The sequence below is a fragment of the Sorangiineae bacterium MSr12523 genome (genome assembly GCA_037157775.1).
GTDB lineage: Bacteria > Myxococcota_A > Polyangia > Polyangiales > Polyangiaceae > Pendulispora > Pendulispora brunnea.
On record CP089982.1, the window covers coordinates 13,044,545 to 13,059,908 of the forward strand.

Annotated in this window: 13 protein-coding genes; 5 read left to right on the forward strand and 8 right to left on the reverse strand. The window is 60.6% G+C overall.

Annotated elements, in window-relative coordinates; all coding sequences use genetic code 11:
- Positions 1 to 30 precede the first annotated feature (30 nt).
- A complete protein-coding gene (locus LZC95_51855; GenBank protein ID WXA94907.1) occupies positions 31 to 276 on the reverse strand; it encodes a hypothetical protein in 246 nt (81 codons plus the stop codon).
- A 117-nt stretch (positions 277 to 393) separates the two neighbouring features.
- Between LZC95_51855 and LZC95_51860 the strand changes: the two genes are divergently transcribed.
- Together LZC95_51860 and LZC95_51865 are read left to right on the forward strand one after the other, a co-directional pair.
- Positions 394 to 1,455 carry a suppressor of fused domain protein gene (locus LZC95_51860; GenBank protein ID WXA94908.1) on the forward strand — a complete coding sequence of 354 codons (1,062 nt, stop codon included), beginning with the start codon at positions 394 to 396 and terminating at the stop codon, positions 1,453 to 1,455.
- Between the two features lie 637 nt (positions 1,456 to 2,092).
- Positions 2,093 to 2,350 carry an acyl-CoA-binding protein gene (locus LZC95_51865; GenBank protein WXA94909.1) on the forward strand — a complete coding sequence of 86 codons (258 nt, stop codon included), beginning with the start codon at positions 2,093 to 2,095 and terminating at the stop codon, positions 2,348 to 2,350.
- A gap of 33 nt (positions 2,351 to 2,383) precedes the next feature.
- Here LZC95_51865 and LZC95_51870 read toward each other — a convergent pair whose 3' ends face one another.
- The 3 genes from LZC95_51870 to LZC95_51880 all read right to left on the reverse strand — a co-directional run bounded on the left by LZC95_51870 (position 2,384) and on the right by LZC95_51880 (position 7,691).
- Positions 2,384 to 3,166 (reverse strand): hypothetical protein, encoded by a 783-nt coding sequence (locus LZC95_51870; GenBank protein ID WXA94910.1) that lies wholly within the window; start codon positions 3,164 to 3,166, stop codon positions 2,384 to 2,386.
- A 346-nt stretch (positions 3,167 to 3,512) separates the two neighbouring features.
- Entirely contained in the window at positions 3,513 to 6,128 is a 2,616-nt protein-coding gene (locus LZC95_51875; GenBank protein ID WXA94911.1) for a zinc-dependent metalloprotease, read from the reverse strand.
- Positions 6,129 to 6,173: 45 nt separating this feature from the next.
- Positions 6,174 to 7,691, reverse strand: a complete 1,518-nt coding sequence (locus LZC95_51880; protein WXA94912.1) for an alpha/beta hydrolase — start codon at positions 7,689 to 7,691, stop codon at positions 6,174 to 6,176.
- A gap of 309 nt (positions 7,692 to 8,000) precedes the next feature.
- Here LZC95_51880 and LZC95_51885 point away from each other — a divergent pair, with 309 nt between their 5' ends.
- Positions 8,001 to 8,966 carry a LysR family transcriptional regulator gene (locus tag LZC95_51885; GenBank protein ID WXA94913.1) on the forward strand — a complete coding sequence of 322 codons (966 nt, stop codon included), beginning with the start codon at positions 8,001 to 8,003 and terminating at the stop codon, positions 8,964 to 8,966.
- Between the two features lie 347 nt (positions 8,967 to 9,313).
- Here LZC95_51885 and LZC95_51890 read toward each other — a convergent pair whose 3' ends face one another.
- A complete protein-coding gene (locus LZC95_51890) occupies positions 9,314 to 9,706 on the reverse strand; it encodes a hypothetical protein (GenBank protein WXA94914.1) in 393 nt (130 codons plus the stop codon).
- 223 nt (positions 9,707 to 9,929) lie between these two features.
- On the opposite strand from LZC95_51890, the gene LZC95_51895 reads away from it, so the two are divergent.
- Positions 9,930 to 11,177 carry a hypothetical protein gene (locus tag LZC95_51895; protein WXA94915.1) on the forward strand — a complete coding sequence of 416 codons (1,248 nt, stop codon included), beginning with the start codon at positions 9,930 to 9,932 and terminating at the stop codon, positions 11,175 to 11,177.
- Positions 11,178 to 12,012: 835 nt separating this feature from the next.
- On the opposite strand, the gene LZC95_51900 is transcribed toward LZC95_51895, so the two are convergent.
- From LZC95_51900 to LZC95_51910, 3 genes are all read right to left on the reverse strand, one after another.
- On the reverse strand, positions 12,013 to 12,699 hold the full coding sequence (locus tag LZC95_51900; GenBank protein WXA94916.1) for a hypothetical protein: 687 nt from the start codon (positions 12,697 to 12,699) through the stop codon (positions 12,013 to 12,015).
- A gap of 55 nt (positions 12,700 to 12,754) precedes the next feature.
- The gene (locus LZC95_51905) at positions 12,755 to 13,255 is read right to left on the reverse strand and encodes a cupin domain-containing protein (GenBank protein ID WXA94917.1); all 501 of its coding nucleotides are present in this window, start codon (positions 13,253 to 13,255) and stop codon (positions 12,755 to 12,757) included.
- 222 nt (positions 13,256 to 13,477) lie between these two features.
- Positions 13,478 to 14,176 carry a DJ-1/PfpI family protein gene (locus LZC95_51910; protein WXA94918.1) on the reverse strand — a complete coding sequence of 233 codons (699 nt, stop codon included), beginning with the start codon at positions 14,174 to 14,176 and terminating at the stop codon, positions 13,478 to 13,480.
- A 112-nt stretch (positions 14,177 to 14,288) separates the two neighbouring features.
- Between LZC95_51910 and LZC95_51915 the strand changes: the two genes are divergently transcribed.
- A complete protein-coding gene (locus tag LZC95_51915; protein WXA94919.1) occupies positions 14,289 to 15,227 on the forward strand; it encodes a LysR family transcriptional regulator in 939 nt (312 codons plus the stop codon).
- The last annotated feature ends 137 nt before the right edge of the window (positions 15,228 to 15,364 follow it).

The window sequence follows — 15,364 nt, forward strand, 5'->3', positions numbered from 1 at the left end:
GATAACGGCTTTTATTGCGCGGGATCCCGATCACGGCCAGCGCATCAGCGCTCCATCGGGCAGCGTTAGACGTTGCTGCGCGATCCCACCGCCGTCCAGCTCGATCGAGAAAAAGAAACTGGGCGAGCCCTCCGCATGGCCATCCCACTCGAATCGCCCCGTGAGCCAGCCGCCCGAGCAGCACACCTGCACGATATCGCCGCCACTGAGCGGGCGCCCGAGAAGGAAATAGCGAGCCGCGCCCTGCGCGTGGCCAATCTGAAGAGATCCGGACATTGGCAATGAGACCAACGTTATCATGACCGTCCACTCGCGAAGAGATGCCGTCTTGATGAGTGTGCTACCTTGCGGGCGGCTCCGGCATGAGGGGCTGCTTTTAAAAAGGACCGTCACATGGAATCGATGCGCGCGCAGGATGACGGAGAAATCGTTATAGAGAATGCCATCCGCGCCGCTTATCCGGAGGCGGACCCTCGCCCGTTCGGCGGTCGCGAGGGGCAAAGGTTTCAACTTGCTGGTTGCTTTGCCATCCGCATCGAGGAACCCGTTGCGCATTGGCTCATCGTCAGCCGAGGGTTCACCGAGTTGGGCGAGAAGGAGGAGGCCGATCCCAACGTGTCCGGCTGGGGATTCGAGCTCACGTGTCGGGTTCCCGCACTCTCCGAAGAGTACGACTTTGGCTGGGTCATCGATTGGATGCAGGGCATTGCCGATTCTTTGGCGAAAAACGGCACGTCCCTGGCCCCTTATCACAACATGCCCATGACGGATCCGCGCAACGATGACGAGATCTGCGCCTTGGTGTTCGTCGACGACGTTGCTCTCCAGCCGACAGCATCACAGAACGGAAAATTCAATTTTCTGCAGATGGTGGGCCTTACGGCGGGTGAGTTCGATGCACTGCAGGGATGGCAAGCTCGATCCATGGTCGAACTCATACGGCAGCGAAATCCACTTTTCCTGATAGGCAAACGTGAAAGCTATCTTCGTGATGTCGAGTTTGCGCAGCACGTAGCCGAGGGCCGCGAACGCGACGGCTCCTCCATGGGCTTGCTCACGGGTGTAGCGCTGCTGTGGTTCCAGGAGGCGAAAGAGCTCCAGATTCATCTCCAAGACAACGTCGTACCCGTGTTCAAATCCGCAATCTGCGGCAGACTCCCTCATGGTCATCGAATGTTATTCATTGGCGACCCGCGACGGCACGAAGACGACGACGGCAACGTCAGCGTTCACGCGCAGACCACCGTCGTTCTATTGCCCGAAGACGGACCATCGCGGATGGAGGAGCGCGGTGGCATGAAGGCCGCCGTTCTTCGGCTAGGCCGTCCTGCGATATCTCAGTTGGTTGATACTCTGGCACCGCAGCCAGGTTCGTACGTGCTTCCGGACCTTCCCGGGGTGCGCTTCGTAGTGGCCACCGCAGAGCGTTTTTCCGACCCTCGCTACCCTTGGTGATGTCTGACACATTTTAGAATGTTTCCCGAGCGATCTTCTCCGGCTCGGTCATTCCCCCGAGCGCGCAACATTTTTGCACCTCCGGCCGAGATGATTCGCATGAACATCCGGACTCGACTCTTCAGCCTTCTCGGTGCGCTTTTCGGCTGTGTGGTGGCCTGTTCCTCGACCGGTTCCGATGGTGACCCTGGGTCGCCGGATTCCGGCAGCTCGGACTCGGCCATTTCCGATTCGGGACTTGACGGCTCCTCTTTGGATTCCGGCTCCAACCCGCCTGGCCAACCGCCAGTCGATCCTCATGAATGCGAGCGACGTCTGGCCGACATTGATCGGCTACGGCCCGATGCCATCGCTTGCTGCTCGACGTGCAGCTCGTACCAGTGCCGTCATCAGATCGATGACCTATGTTGTCAGCTCACCGTCAGCGATCCCGTGTCCATCGGAGTCCGCCGCTTCCGAGAAGCCCTCCGCGCCTTCTACGACGCTGGCTGTCGACGCTCCTGTTCAGGGTGGTGCCCTACCGGAACGTCCAAATGCGACGCTCGCTCGGGGCAGTGCACGCAATAGCCACCATCGCCGGCGACGCGGGCCAGTCTTCGAGGTTGCGACGGTGGGGCTTGGAGATAAGATGCCTTTCATGGACCTCGAAGAACGATTTCGTGAAGCTCAGGACCGCGTCAAAAAATTGCCCTCCGCGCCTTCGAACGACACGCTTCTCGAACTGTATGCGCTTTACAAGCAATCCACGATCGGCGATGTCCAAGGCGCGCGACCGGGCATGATGGACTTCAAGGGCCGCGCAAAATTCGACGCCTGGGCAGCTCGCAAGGGCACACCGAAGGACAAAGCGATGGAGTCGTACGTTGCATTGGTCACGCGGTTGACGGGCGGGTGACCGAGGCACGCCCCGTTGAACGGGACGGGCTGATCACTGTTCGAAGCAATAGAAGTGTGCGGGCGTGGTGCACGCAATGGAGACTCCCGACGTCCACCGGTCCGCGCTTCCAGCAGCCATGCCGCCGGCTGCCTCGGTGTTCGCGGTGCTCACAGTCCATCTCCAGCAGGTCCGATCGCTCACAATCTGGCCCCCAGTGCCGGTTCCGGTCCACACCTTCGTGCCGTCGGGGGCCCGCCGACCGTTCTCGTCTTCGACCAGGCTCGCCGTTCCCAACGAGGGTTTCCACGCGGATTCATTGGGTACGGTCGCTAGGTTGGCCTTGTTTTTGAACAACCACGCGGTGCGATCCACGTTGTACCAGCCGCCCGCAACGTCCGCGATGCGATCGATGGCATGATGGACGACGGGGTCGGAATCGTTCGTGGTGCTCGAAATCCAAGCCCGCCACGTTCCGCCGAGGTTCGCGCTTGCAGCTGCCGTACTACACAATTTGTCGGCGCCAGCCGCGCCGGGATCGCTCCCCGTGCCGTACTTCGCGAAGTCGCCGGGGTACTCCGCGCTGGTCACGAACATGCGTTTCGCATTCGGTGGTCCAGCGGCAGCGTCCGTGAAGGCGCCATTGTCGCCGGAAGCCGGTCCTTCGTTTGGGGCCCGGACGGCGGCATCGGCTGCGCCCGAGCTCGATCCATCGCCCGACCCCGGACGCCGCGAATCGCCATTCGAGTCATCGTCCGAGTTCGATTTACCAAAGTCGAACATCGCGTCGCACGCCGTGAGGCCCACCAGAAGAAAAGCCAAGTACGTATGCTTCATCGTTCCTCCCTCGTATCGTTCCGCATTCGCCCAGGACTGCCACGTTGCACGAGTGTTCTCGGTGCTCGGCTTTAAGCAATGCCAAGCCGATCCACCGCGCCACCAAATTCGTAGTCATGGCCGTGACAGACAAAGCGAATGGCCCCTAGGCCATCGTCCCTGGCCGCCCGCCATCGTCAATGCCTTCGACCAGGGTATACGAAGCTGGGGCGTACGCGCAGATCTTGACGCCTTGCGACAGCACAACACGCACTGCGCGCCGAACTGGCCCTCCGACCGCTGGCGTCCAGCCGGCGGTCGGTGGCGTGCTTCATCGGTAACTACGTCGGTTTTGCTCGATTCGCCATCATAGCCTCAATGCGGATTGCTCGCTCAGCCACGCTATCACGCCGTCGGGCAATTCCTCGTACATCGACTCGAAGTCCGCGGGGGCGTGGCCGCCGAGGGCGGCCATTTGCAATTTTTCGAATTCGCGGCGGATTGCGGACTTCTCTTTCACGAGGTACGAAGGGCTGACGCCCTTGGCATCGGCTAACACGCGGGCGGCCTGCAGTCGGCGCTCGTAGCTATATTTGAAAATAGGCAATTTGACGTGCACCTTTCCACCCCCCGAAGGCGCCGGGACGTCCGCCTCGATGAATTGGCCGCTCGTCGCCAAAAGCACGTCCCTGGTGACCTTCGCCGTCATCGTCGCGAACCTCTTGCCCGGCGCATCGTCGCGAATCAGCCCCGCCGAGACCGACAGCGGCACCGGCCCCTCTGGCCCCACACCGGCAAGCGCATAAAGCTCCCATTCGAGCAGGGCGTCTCCCATTGCAGCGAAGAGTACCCTCGACTTGTTCTCGATGACGGCAGCATCCTCCGGTGAAAAACGATAAGGCATTCCACCGGCGCCCTTTCCCTCGAGGTATTCGGGATCGGCCAAAAGCGCCTTCAACTTTCTCACCATATCTTCCACGAACGAGGGCGGAGTGCCCTCGTAGGCCACCTCGATGCCATCGACGCGCTGAAGCTCGCTCTCGAGCCAAGCCGTTTCGGCCTTCTCGGAGGCCGCTTGCTCCAGCTCCCCGAGGTGTGGAAACGATGCGAAGGTTTCACTCACCTCGAGGGACCGTCCTCCTTGCACGAACATGTCACGAACGCGCAAATATGGTTCCCATGCGCTGCGGGCGAACTCGTTGGGATTCAAGACGACGCCCTCGATCGGCTTCGGATCCAGATTCTCGGTGCTGCCACGGCGAGTGGCATTGGCGATGTATCGTTCGATGATCCGATGGGGCAGCGTCGAAAAAAGTTTCTTGCGCGCGTAGACGGCAAACTCGAGGGCGCTCTTGCCTTGATCGAATCGCTGGCAATCCGAGTAGACTGGAGCCACTGGATCGTATTCGAGGATATTGCTGTCCGAGCAATAATGCGGAATTTCTCCAGGATCCTGAAGCTCATCATCATAAAGCACCGCGATGGCCTTTCGATCGTACTCCAGGGCCGTCTCCTTCTTTTCGATGATATCGCCCATCATGGCGCCCGATTCGATCAATAAATAATCCATCACCGTGGAGCTGGAGACCACCCCGTGGGGCACCGTCCCTCCGTTCGCGACGTACGCGGCCAAGTGTGCCTCGTGATCGCGCATGTCGTAGCTGGCACCGGTGGATCCTGCAAAATTGTGCCGCAACCCGAGGACGTGGCCAATTTCGTGAGCAGCAATCAAGCGAACGTAATCCATCGACATCGCTTTGAGCGTATCGTCGGTCGCATTCCGTGTGAGAAGCGCCTCGAGCTGGTCGGCTTGCCGGCGCGCAAACTCGGTGCCCGTCATCGTGCACAGAGAAGACGAACCTGCGCCTGCAAAAGCAACACGGGGGCCTGCCGGACGCTCATAGGCGCGCAACGTTCGCACGAGCGCGCGCAGACCATTGCGCGAGCCATCCAAGGCGAACGCTGAACTGAAGAACACCTGGCCATGAAGCGTTTCGCCTGTACGCGGATCGAGTTGCACGTCGGCATAGGCGAAAGTCGCAGCATCCCACGGGATCCATTGAATGACATTGTAGTCATGGTCCGGAGCTTCGACGTCGGCGGGCGCGTCGACGACCGAAACGACATTGCGCCCGAAAGCCCGATTCCAATAGAGAACGCCGTCGGCAATTGCGGATTTGTACTCGGACGGTGTGTTGGCGGAGATGGCAAATACGATGGGCTTGCTCGAATCGAACTTGAGCGCGTAGATGAGATCGCTCTCGGCCGAGCGCGCGCTGGGGCGAGGCTGTGACTCGAAGTATCCCAGGCGCTCTTGGCCCGCCCATCGCCGCGGAACGAAATTGGGATTGGGTCGATAAGGCTGAATGTAATATCGTGCGAGGTACGTGGGAAACGTGTGGCCGGCGGGATAGTCGATCGTGGCTTCGGCCGGTTCCTCGACTTGCGCGATCTGCGAGATCACGAGCTGATCGCGATGGATCTGGGCGCGTTCGACGTAGCTTTCGGTGATGTCGAGCGCACGAAAATGTTCTGCAGCGTCGTACCAGGGGCCATCCGAATCTTGATAGGCCCAATCGGACGCGACGAACAACTTCGTCGTGCCGGCATTGAAGTCGAAGACGAGCGTCGAGTCGTTGTCCTCTTGGATGGGAAACGAGGCAACGATGAGTCGCTTGTCGGCGGTGGGCCGGCCATGAAGATCGTTCTCTTCGATCATCATGAGGTCGTCCCCCTGCCGTTCGAAGTGCACGATGCGGCTTCGTGTGGCGCCGAATGCGGCCAAGCCGGGTTGATCCGTGAGGTTCGCCTGCCACAAAAACTCTTTGCCCAAAGCGGACTTGGATATCCAAATTCGATTTCCGCCCCGCCACCCGAGCTCCTCCTGCGTGACATCGGGCGTCGACGCGCCATCCCCCGAACTGCAACCTCCGGCCAATGCGGCCAGCAAAGAAAGAACGGACGATATCTGACGAATTTTCATGAACAACTCCTCGGCCTCGCGGCCGGCAATCAATCGGGGGCTCGTCTATTCTTGCGCGGCGGGCCAAATCGCGGGGCAACTGGTGTCCGATGCCGGGGTGAGCCCCGTCATCAGATAGAGTTCCACTTGCCCACGAATGCAAGGGGAGCGGTTGTACGTTCCGTGACCGACCCCCTCGTACGTGAGCAGCACCGAGCCTGGAATCTGCTCGTGCACGGCAACGGCGTTGTCGTAGCTGGTCTGGAAGTCATGACGGCTGTTGACGACGAGAACTTTCGGGCCACCCTGAATCGAGAGGCGATGCTGGGGATTGAGGACCGCGATGGGCCAGCCGCGGCAGGTGGCTGGCGAGTGCATCAGAGTCTCGAATGCCTCGTGCACGTGGACGAGCCGGGTGTCCGCGGCACGGTAGGCACCGTCCAGCGCGGCGAAATCGGCGACATCGGTATAATCCCAATTCTCGCATTCGTCAGCTGCGCCATAACCGGCCCCGGAGGAATAGTCGGCCTCGGGCTCGGGGTCCCAGCCCGGAGTGCTGCGGCCGGCGTCCAAGTCGGCCAGTCGCTGCGCGAGTTCCCCCCAGCTATGGTGCTGCGGCTGCCGGTCCATGGGCAGCGTCGCGCCCTGGAGCAGGGTATACACTTGCATCGGTTTGCCGGTGTTCGGATCGATCAGCTCTCCGGCCTTTGCCTGTGTGTAGAGCCGGTCCCAGAGGGATTGCACATTCTTGCCATACAGCACCGACCCCGGCGTGCGTCGCGCCCAGTCGATGAATTGGGCAAAGGACGAATCGAGGCCGCCCGAGAACCTGCTGAGCAGCGTGGCGGTATCGACGCTATGGTCCCGATTGGAATCGAAAACCAATGTGCGCAATCGATGCGGAAACATCTCGGCGTAGGTCGCCGCGAGCGACGTGACGACCGAACGCGCGTAGACGTTCAATTTTTCCTCGCCCAACGCGCTTCGAAACGCATCGATGTCCCGAGCCACACTGAAATCGTCGAAGTGCGCGAACAGTGCTCCGTGACGTTGCAGGCAATCCTCACCCAGAGCGCGTACCTGCTCGCTCCATTGCTCGTATTCCGCCTGATTCGCCGGCCTGCGATTGTCGTGCGCGGCGACCTTCTTGGATAGCTCGGGATCGCACGCGATCGGCTCGTCGTTCGACGTCCCCCTGGCGTCGAAACCGACGATATCGAAGTACTCGCGCAACCGAGCTGACGGAGCGTGCTCCTCGCCCGGTCTCTTGTCGAACCAGAGGGACGGGGTGCCCGACGCAAACCACAAAGTGCCGAGCGGCTTGCCCGCACGGGTGGCTTTCAAGCGGTAAACATTCATGGGGAGGGTTTCCCCATCGGGTTTGGACCAATCGACCGGTACGGTCACGATACCGCACTCCGCCTCTGGATAAATGGGATTCGGGCATGGCTTCCACGCGATGGTGCCTTTCTCGATTTCCGCCTCGGCATTCGCGCTGGGGGGCTCTTCGTGCGACGAAAAGCATCCGACGCTGAATGGAACGGCGAGCAACATCGTGGCGGCAACGAACGAAAACTTCCTCATGAGATACGCAACCTTTCTTCTGCGAAATGAAGAGACGCGTACCGCTGCGCAGCGCCCAAATCGCCGAGCCAGTGGCGTGCAACGCAGCGGCGTAGGCCGCCACTGCGAATACGCGAAATTTCATTCACTTTCTTCGACCCGTCAGTTCCGTCGAAGGCTGAGCACTTGTACCCGCGGAGGGTCGGCACGCTATTGGCATTTGAGAAAAGCAGTTTTTCCACGGGCCCGGTGGATCTTCGCCACCCCGGTGTGAATCAGCCCTTCTCTTTGTTCCCGGGTTTCACCTGTGGCATCACGTGCATTACGCAAATGGCCTCTCGAACGAGAACGAATATCGACAGCAAACCGACGTCCTCTTCGTCCTCCGTTCTCGGTGCCGAGGCGACCGCTGACCTCAACGCATTGCGCGAGTTCGTAGCGCTCGCAGATACAGGCTCCTTTTCACGCGCGGCGCGCGATCTCGCGACCACGCCTGCGACCATCAGTAAACGATTGACCCGACTCGAAGAAGAGCTCGGGGTACATCTCGTTCGCCGGACGACGCGTCAATTCGGCCTGACGGAGGCGGGACAGGTGCTCTACGAACGGGCGCGGCAGATCCTCGGCGCGATCCATCAAACCGAACACCTGCTCCGTTCATTCGGCAAGACTCCCTGCGGCAGGCTGCGCGTCAGCGTACCGCTTTATACCGGGATCATGCACGTCAGCCCACTATTGCCGGAATTCCTCTCGATCCATCCCGATTTGCAGGTGGAGCTGGTCCTGGAAAACCGGATCGTCGATATCGTCAATGAAGGTTACGATATCGCCATTCGCGTTGGCGGCGCCGACCAGACCAGCCCCACCCTCAGCCGGCTGCGATTGGTCAAAGACCGCAGCGTCGTTTGTGGTGCACCTTCGTATTTCGAGAAGAACGGCCGGCCTCGAAGCCCCTTTGATCTGGAGGAGCACAATCTCTTGCGGCATTCGGGGCTTCCCCGATGGCCGTTCCGCGTGAACGAAGAGCTCGTGATCGTGGACGCCGGCAAGGCCCTCGTTTCCAACGACGCCTTCTCCCTACGCGACGCGGCCCTTCGCGGAACGGGCCTCGCTTATCTGAGTCGGTATATCGTGCAGACACATCTCGAGCGCGGCGAATTGGTGGAAGTGCTCTCCGAGTACAGCACCCATGAAGTCAGCATCGATGCCGTCTACTCGCCCTCGCGCTACAACGCCGCAAAGATTCGCTCCTTCATCGACTTCCTGGCCGAGCAACTCCCGAAGCGGCTCGGGTGAGCAATCGAGACGCAACTCGAACAACTATCCTTGGCGTACCCTATCGAGGTGTGCTTGCCTCCCTACCCGCGGGCGAGGGTGCCTCGAGCCAGATACTTTCCAAAGATTCCAGTCACAATCTCCGTGAGCGGCCGCGTTTGCGAGCGTATATCTCGGGTTGGACGTTAACGATCGAACGGCTTCGATGGATCTCGACGGTATCCTCTGCAGGCAGAAATCCCGAGCCCGGCCCAGTCCCTTCCGGAAGCACGAACCCATGCTCCTACATCATCTCGGGCGATGCGAACGGCACTGTCGACCTGAACGCCCATCTGGCCGTCAAACGTTCACCTTTGGGCCAGCTCACACTATCCGTACTTTGCATGCGCGATCCGCCCGGCTCCCAGCAGGGGGGCCTGTCGCCGCGTTTCGACTTCGAACGTTTCGGCGAGCTTCGCGAGTTCGTCGTTGACAAAGACCATTCCGACGCTCGCTTCATCGTCGGCAATCCTTCGGGCTCCGTAGTATTTTGGGCGGAGGGCGGCGACAAAATGATTGGAAGGTGTGCCGCGACGATCCCCAATGCCCCTGCGGCACCGAAAGTCGGCGACCGTGTCGATATTTCGTTCCACTGCGAGGGGCTGGTGACGACCATCCTTGGTAAAACGTATACCGCAGATCTCAAAAATGGGACCATCGGGGGCCTTCCTCCACGCGGGCCTATGGGAAGGCGTCGGCGCAGCCATCATCGCGCTGGCCATGGCCTGGGATAGCTTTACTGCCCCCACGACGCGTGGAGGCGGCGTCCACACCTCGTTGACTTTGACCGGTCAGGGGTAAGCCACACGGCGGAACTGGAGCGCCCGTTCATCCGATCCTTCTCTAGAATTCAGCGGATTGGTCGAGCGCCTGGCGCCTGGCATTGTCGTTGCTGATTCGGGCCCGCGACTTTTTCGCACCGTGAAATCATAACGAGGTCATCCAATGGCTATGAACATCTCGCGCAGCATGTTTGGTATGGGTGCGCTCTTTTCCACTTTCCTTGCCGCGTCGCCCGCCTTTGCCGGAACGTTCTATTGCGACAATGATCGCAGCGCGTCGCAGTACCCCAATTGCAGCACGCCCGGCGCGCCGGGCTGGGCATACGGGGGAGGATCCGGCGATCGCAATGGCGATCACCGCCGACAGACGTCCGGTCATGAAGTGTATTATTGGGATTTCAACGGAGTCGATGGCCGTAAATTCGAGCTAAGGGTTTATCTGAACAACGTGCTGTTTACCGATCCGTCCGCACGATACTATCGAAAGGTGGGCTTCAACATCGACGGAATCGGCAATCTCAATCAAAATACGGCCCCGGGCGGCTGGTCTTATATTGGCGTACAAACCGTGATGTCCACGTCGATGTCCATCGGCGTGAACGCCTACGGCGTACCTCCGCAAGGTGTCACCGGCGCCGACGAGATTTGGGTCTACTCCGTCGCAAGCCTCGCTGCTACGGACATTCACGACGACGCCGGGCTTTGTGCAAGCGCGCTCGTGGCCGATCCGAAGATCGTTTCGCTTCAGCAAAAGATGCTCGATGCGACGGACCATTACCGCGACGTGAAAGGCACTTTCGACATTGCGTTCTCCAACAATGGCCAGAACCAGCACGTCGATTTCACGGTCTCCGAGTCGCTTCGATCGAGTTCCGTACGCATCACCGACCAGAAAGGCAGTGTGGTGGAGCACGTCTCGAATGGCCGAAATGGCCAGGTTCGACATCCGGATACATCGAGCTTCGAAACCAGCTCACTCGCGCCGGTTGAGCGGCCCGTGGGCGCGCGTCAATTCTTCACCAACACATGCGAGCCCGTTTACGTTCACCGTCAGGACCCCGCATGGGCCGGCGTCGCCGAAGAAGTGACGTCGCCACAGAACTATGCGTTTTGGCTCACCGCGGGCCAGGCGAAGATCACGGGAACCGAGCGGCTCCTCGGGCGCACGGTGACGGTGGTCGAGGGCCTGCACGACGCGTACTTGAGCACCAAGCTCGGCGCCGCGGCCTTCAAGATGTGGGTCGACGACGAAACTGGCGTGCTCTTGAAGCTGGTGGGCACGAAGGACGACGGCACGGTGGCCTATTCGATTGACGTGACGAACATTCAATTCAACCGAGGCGTGGACGCAAAAGCATTTGCCATGGACGCACCCGCAGGATGGAAGAACCTCACGCTTCAAGCAAAATAGTGATCCTTCGATAAGAAATCTCGAAGCATTCAGCGAGCAAATGTTCGCTCGCTGAATGCTCCGTCATGGGACAATCTGGCCGCTGTGGATGCGAGCGCCGCATCTTCCACATGGACGTGGCGCGTCTCGAGCGAGCGTCCGTGAAGATACTTTGAACGGCGCGCCACCCCGTGGGCACTCCACATTCAGCCGTCTATTCAGGTGTGTTGACGCTCGTTTTTGGCGCGGCATGCGTCACCGGTTTTGCATCCAGTGAGGCGGGCATTCGATGCCTCTGCATCGCTCGTTCTAAAGGGTATGCAAGGCCGAGATCGAATGGTCATCAAGGTGAACACCGACGGCTCTCCGGTCATCCAGTTCTTGGATGCCGCAGGCTCCATCGTGAGCCAGCTCCCGCCGTCGACTCCATGAGCCGGCATTCCCGGCAACGTCCGCGAGACCACTCGGCGACGAACTCATTGGAATGTCATTTCACCATTCGCCAGGGCATCGCCGTGGGTGGCATTCGAGACGAGAACGAGACTCACGTTCCAATCGGAAACCTGAAGGTCGCTTCTCCGTGACGGATATTCCGAAGTTCACGCGCGAGGGCAGCAGTACGCCGAGCAAGTTCCCGAGCGGATACGCGCGATGGTCCTCGATTCCAATACCGATCACAGCATGACTTCGGACTTCCGGCATCTGCAGACGCTTACGGAAGATTCCGAAAAATCGCTCCTTGCATTCGCCGACTGGTGCGAGCGCGCCCCCGTGTGCAAACTCTACGGAAGGGACGTCCTCGCCGTATGGGATGATTTGTATCAAAAAGCCCTTGCGGGTACATTGATCGATCCTACTAGCGGAAAGGCGCGTCGGCGTACTCGGACTGCGAGGGAACCTGCACTCCGGCATGTACAATCTTGACGACCGATTGCTCAAGTTTGCCGATCGTCTCTGGAGACTCGATACCGGCACGCCGGGTACGCCACTCCCCCCACCGCCCGAAGAAGAGGAGGTTACCGCTTACGCGTACCAAGTCGTCCTTTGCCAGGATTGGAAGTTTCCCACACGCAGCTTCCACGACCTCGATACTTATCGTCGTGTCCTCGACGCCATGTACCCGCACACGAAGATGACGCTCTTCTGGGGTGATAGCCCTGGTTGCTACGGTTTCCCGGTGAAGGTCAACAATCCGCAACACCGCCTTTCGGCTCCGGACGCACCGCCCATTCTGATGCTCACCGCACGCCACGACCAGGCCACCCCCTACGATTGGAACATCGCGGCGCATCGGCACCTCGAGACCTCCGTGCTGCTCCACCACGACGGAATCGGCCACCCCCAGTATTTCAATCGCCCGTGCATCACAGAGTATGTAGAGCAGTACTTGACCACACTCGTCATGCCACCAAAGAACACGCACTGCGCTGCGGACTGGCCAAGCGCGGCGCTCGATGCATCCGAGCACGATATCGTGCTGCCGTCCCCCCACCTGGATGGTCGCAGCCCGAGCGGTCTGCAATACGAAATGTTCCGTCGTCATGAATTGCAGAGCATGTTGCCGGCTCTCGCCTTCGCCGCGTCCGGCATGACTCCGCTTACGCGCGTGCGGCCTTCCATTCCGGACTATCCTGGAAATAGTTGTCGTAGAGCTGTTGGAGATCTGCAAGCGTCTCTGGCGGCTCGTCGCCGAACGCAATGCGAGCGAGGTGTCGGAAGTATTCGAATCGCTCGACCGCCGGCGCGAGGACGATCAGCAGATCGGCACTTTTGCCACGTGCGGCTGCGAAAGCGTGCGCCGTACGCGGCGGTACCACGACCAGATCACCGCGCGTGGCCATGACGACGTTCGTGCCCGCGAGCAACTGGACGGAGCCATCGAGCACATAGAACATCTCGGCGGATTTGGTGTGATGGTGCGGACGCGCGCCGTCGGCACCGTTTTCCAAGGTGACGCGCACGGTGGAGAGCGCCCCACCCGTTGCGGAGCTGTCGGCCAAGAGCTGAACCTTCGTCGGCGCACGACCCACGACTTCGGCCTCGGCCGCGCGAACCACGACCGCGTTAGGGATAGGGGTGAAGAGGGACATGCGAGCCATTTGGGTTTCGACATCGGCAATGGCAATGCCGCGCAACCCCCGAGTCCGTGTCATTCGCGACCGGAAGCTGGCTCCGTGGCACGTCGCCAATATCGTCTTCGTTGTCGCACAATCCGTTCATCGTGATGCCTCGCGATCGCTCGTATGATCTCTCACGCGTTTGTGTTTGGTGCCGCCGCCGCCGTTCGTGAGCCGTACTCGGCGGCGGCGACCGGCCGATGATCAGTCGGGTAGGAAGACCATCTCGTAACTATCCTGTGCGGCAGTCGCCAATTCCGGTTTAAGGCCCATCATTGGACCGTCGGCCCGAAGCAGTACGTCGCCATGCAATGCGAGCGAATCCCAGTTTGCGGCCAGCCCCGTGGCGGTTTCGCTCCCGAACAGGTGCGCAACCAGCGCGATGGTGCTCGGATGGACCGTGCCTCCGCCACCAGACGTGAAGATCTTGTTTTTGGCGTCCACGTGCCAAGCGAGGCGGGGGTTGATCACATTGGCGCCGAGCTTCGGCAGGCGGCGTGCGAGCGCCACCGGACACGTAATGGCCTTGCCATCGAGAATACCAGAGCGAAAGAGGACGCCGACCCCCGAGCAGTTGGCGGCCACCCAGCGGCCCTCGGTGTGATGCTTGCCGATCAAATCTAGGATCGCCGGGTTTTGCGAGGCAGGGCCTCCGCCCAGGCCACCCGGCACATAGAGCACATCGAACCGGTCGGCGGCCGTGAGAACCCGGTCGGTCTTGATTTCCGTGCCCATATGCGTGGCGACGGGGCCCCGTTCGAAGCCGCCGATCGACACGTCCAGCCGCCGGCCTTGCTGCTCGAAGCCCCAGGCCAGAGCCCGCAAGAGTTCCCATGCCGTCAGTAGGTCCTGCTCGCTGACGCGCGGGAAGGTGAGGAAATGGATGGATTTGATATCGCTCATGATGGCCCGCTCCTATTGAAGGCGCCGCCCTTCGGGCCTTCACCGAGAGGACAATATGAGCGTTCACTATTGCGTTCATAGTGGCGCAGAAGGAATGTACGCGTTCCAAATAATGAACACCCTACCGTACTCGCTCGACGATCTCTATTGGTTCGCCCTGATCGCCGACGCCGGCAGCCTGTCGCGCGCCTCACGTCAATACGACGTCGCCAAGTCGACGCTCTCGCGCCGACTCGCGCGCCTCGAGGAAATGACGGGGATGATCCTCGTCCAGCGCAACTCGGCGAACTCCAGCTTGACCGATGCCGGTACGCAATTGCTGGAGGAAGCGTGGCCACTGATCCGGCGTCTGGAAATGCATTCGAACGAGTTGATCGGGCGAGAAGCCGAACCGCGCGGTCTAGTCCGGATTTCGGCTTCGGGTACGTTCGGAAACCTCGTCGTATTGCCGATCGTGCTGGACTTCATGTGCAGGTATCCGCTCGTCGATGTCGAAATGGAGATGACGGACCGGCGGGTCGACCTCGTCGCGAATGCGATCGACATTGCGGTGCGGATCGGCGAGATGGCGGACTCGGCTCTTCTCGTGCGGAAGGTTGCGATCGTACGCCGGATCCTGTGTGCCAGCGCTGGCTATGCGAAGGCGCGGGGCCTGCCGGCGCATCCAGACGAACTGGAGAAACACGACATCCTCGTCCAATCTCGAACCTCGGCGACGTTCGAGCTGCGATCGGACGGCAAAACGCGAACGATCACCGTCCGCCGCCGGCTCCTATTGGCTCCTTCCGATCAGTTGCTCGTACCGGTGCAGGCAGGGCTCGGCATTGCACATCTCGGCGAAATTCAATGCGCGCGGCATCTCGCGACTGGCAAGTTGCTGCGCGTCCTGCCGGAATGGGAAATTCCTCAATTCGAAGTATATCTGGTCAGCCCGAACCGGCGATATCGTCCCCCCGCCGTTAGGATGCTCATGGATGAACTCGCGCAACGTATCCCTGCCGTCATCGGAGATTTGGTATCGGGAGCGGGTGGCCACCGTCGGAAGGCGTGACCTCGCAGCGCGGCGAGATGTTCGACTCGCAGGCGGTGGCCGGGGGTTGCGGCCGAGGCTCAAGCCTATTCCAGTTGCATGGAACATGCGAACTCCAAGCGGCAACTAGCAGTAGCAAAAGCGGACCCCTGTCGGCG

Coding starts and splice junctions, on each gene's coding strand:
- LZC95_51855 (WXA94907.1), bottom strand. CDS start 276: ATGTCCGGATCTCTTCAGATTGGCCACGCGCAGGGCGCGGCTCGCTAT.
- LZC95_51860 (WXA94908.1), top strand. CDS start 394: ATGGAATCGATGCGCGCGCAGGATGACGGAGAAATCGTTATAGAGAAT.
- LZC95_51865 (WXA94909.1), top strand. CDS start 2,093: ATGGACCTCGAAGAACGATTTCGTGAAGCTCAGGACCGCGTCAAAAAA.
- LZC95_51870 (WXA94910.1), bottom strand. CDS start 3,166: ATGAAGCATACGTACTTGGCTTTTCTTCTGGTGGGCCTCACGGCGTGC.
- LZC95_51875 (WXA94911.1), bottom strand. CDS start 6,128: ATGAAAATTCGTCAGATATCGTCCGTTCTTTCTTTGCTGGCCGCATTG.
- LZC95_51880 (WXA94912.1), bottom strand. CDS start 7,691: ATGAGGAAGTTTTCGTTCGTTGCCGCCACGATGTTGCTCGCCGTTCCA.
- LZC95_51885 (WXA94913.1), top strand. CDS start 8,001: ATGGCCTCTCGAACGAGAACGAATATCGACAGCAAACCGACGTCCTCT.
- LZC95_51890 (WXA94914.1), bottom strand. CDS start 9,706: ATGGCCAGCGCGATGATGGCTGCGCCGACGCCTTCCCATAGGCCCGCG.
- LZC95_51895 (WXA94915.1), top strand. CDS start 9,930: ATGGCTATGAACATCTCGCGCAGCATGTTTGGTATGGGTGCGCTCTTT.
- LZC95_51900 (WXA94916.1), bottom strand. CDS start 12,699: ATGACGACGGAACATTTCGTATTGCAGACCGCTCGGGCTGCGACCATC.
- LZC95_51905 (WXA94917.1), bottom strand. CDS start 13,255: ATGGCTCGCATGTCCCTCTTCACCCCTATCCCTAACGCGGTCGTGGTT.
- LZC95_51910 (WXA94918.1), bottom strand. CDS start 14,176: ATGAGCGATATCAAATCCATCCATTTCCTCACCTTCCCGCGCGTCAGC.
- LZC95_51915 (WXA94919.1), top strand. CDS start 14,289: ATGAACACCCTACCGTACTCGCTCGACGATCTCTATTGGTTCGCCCTG.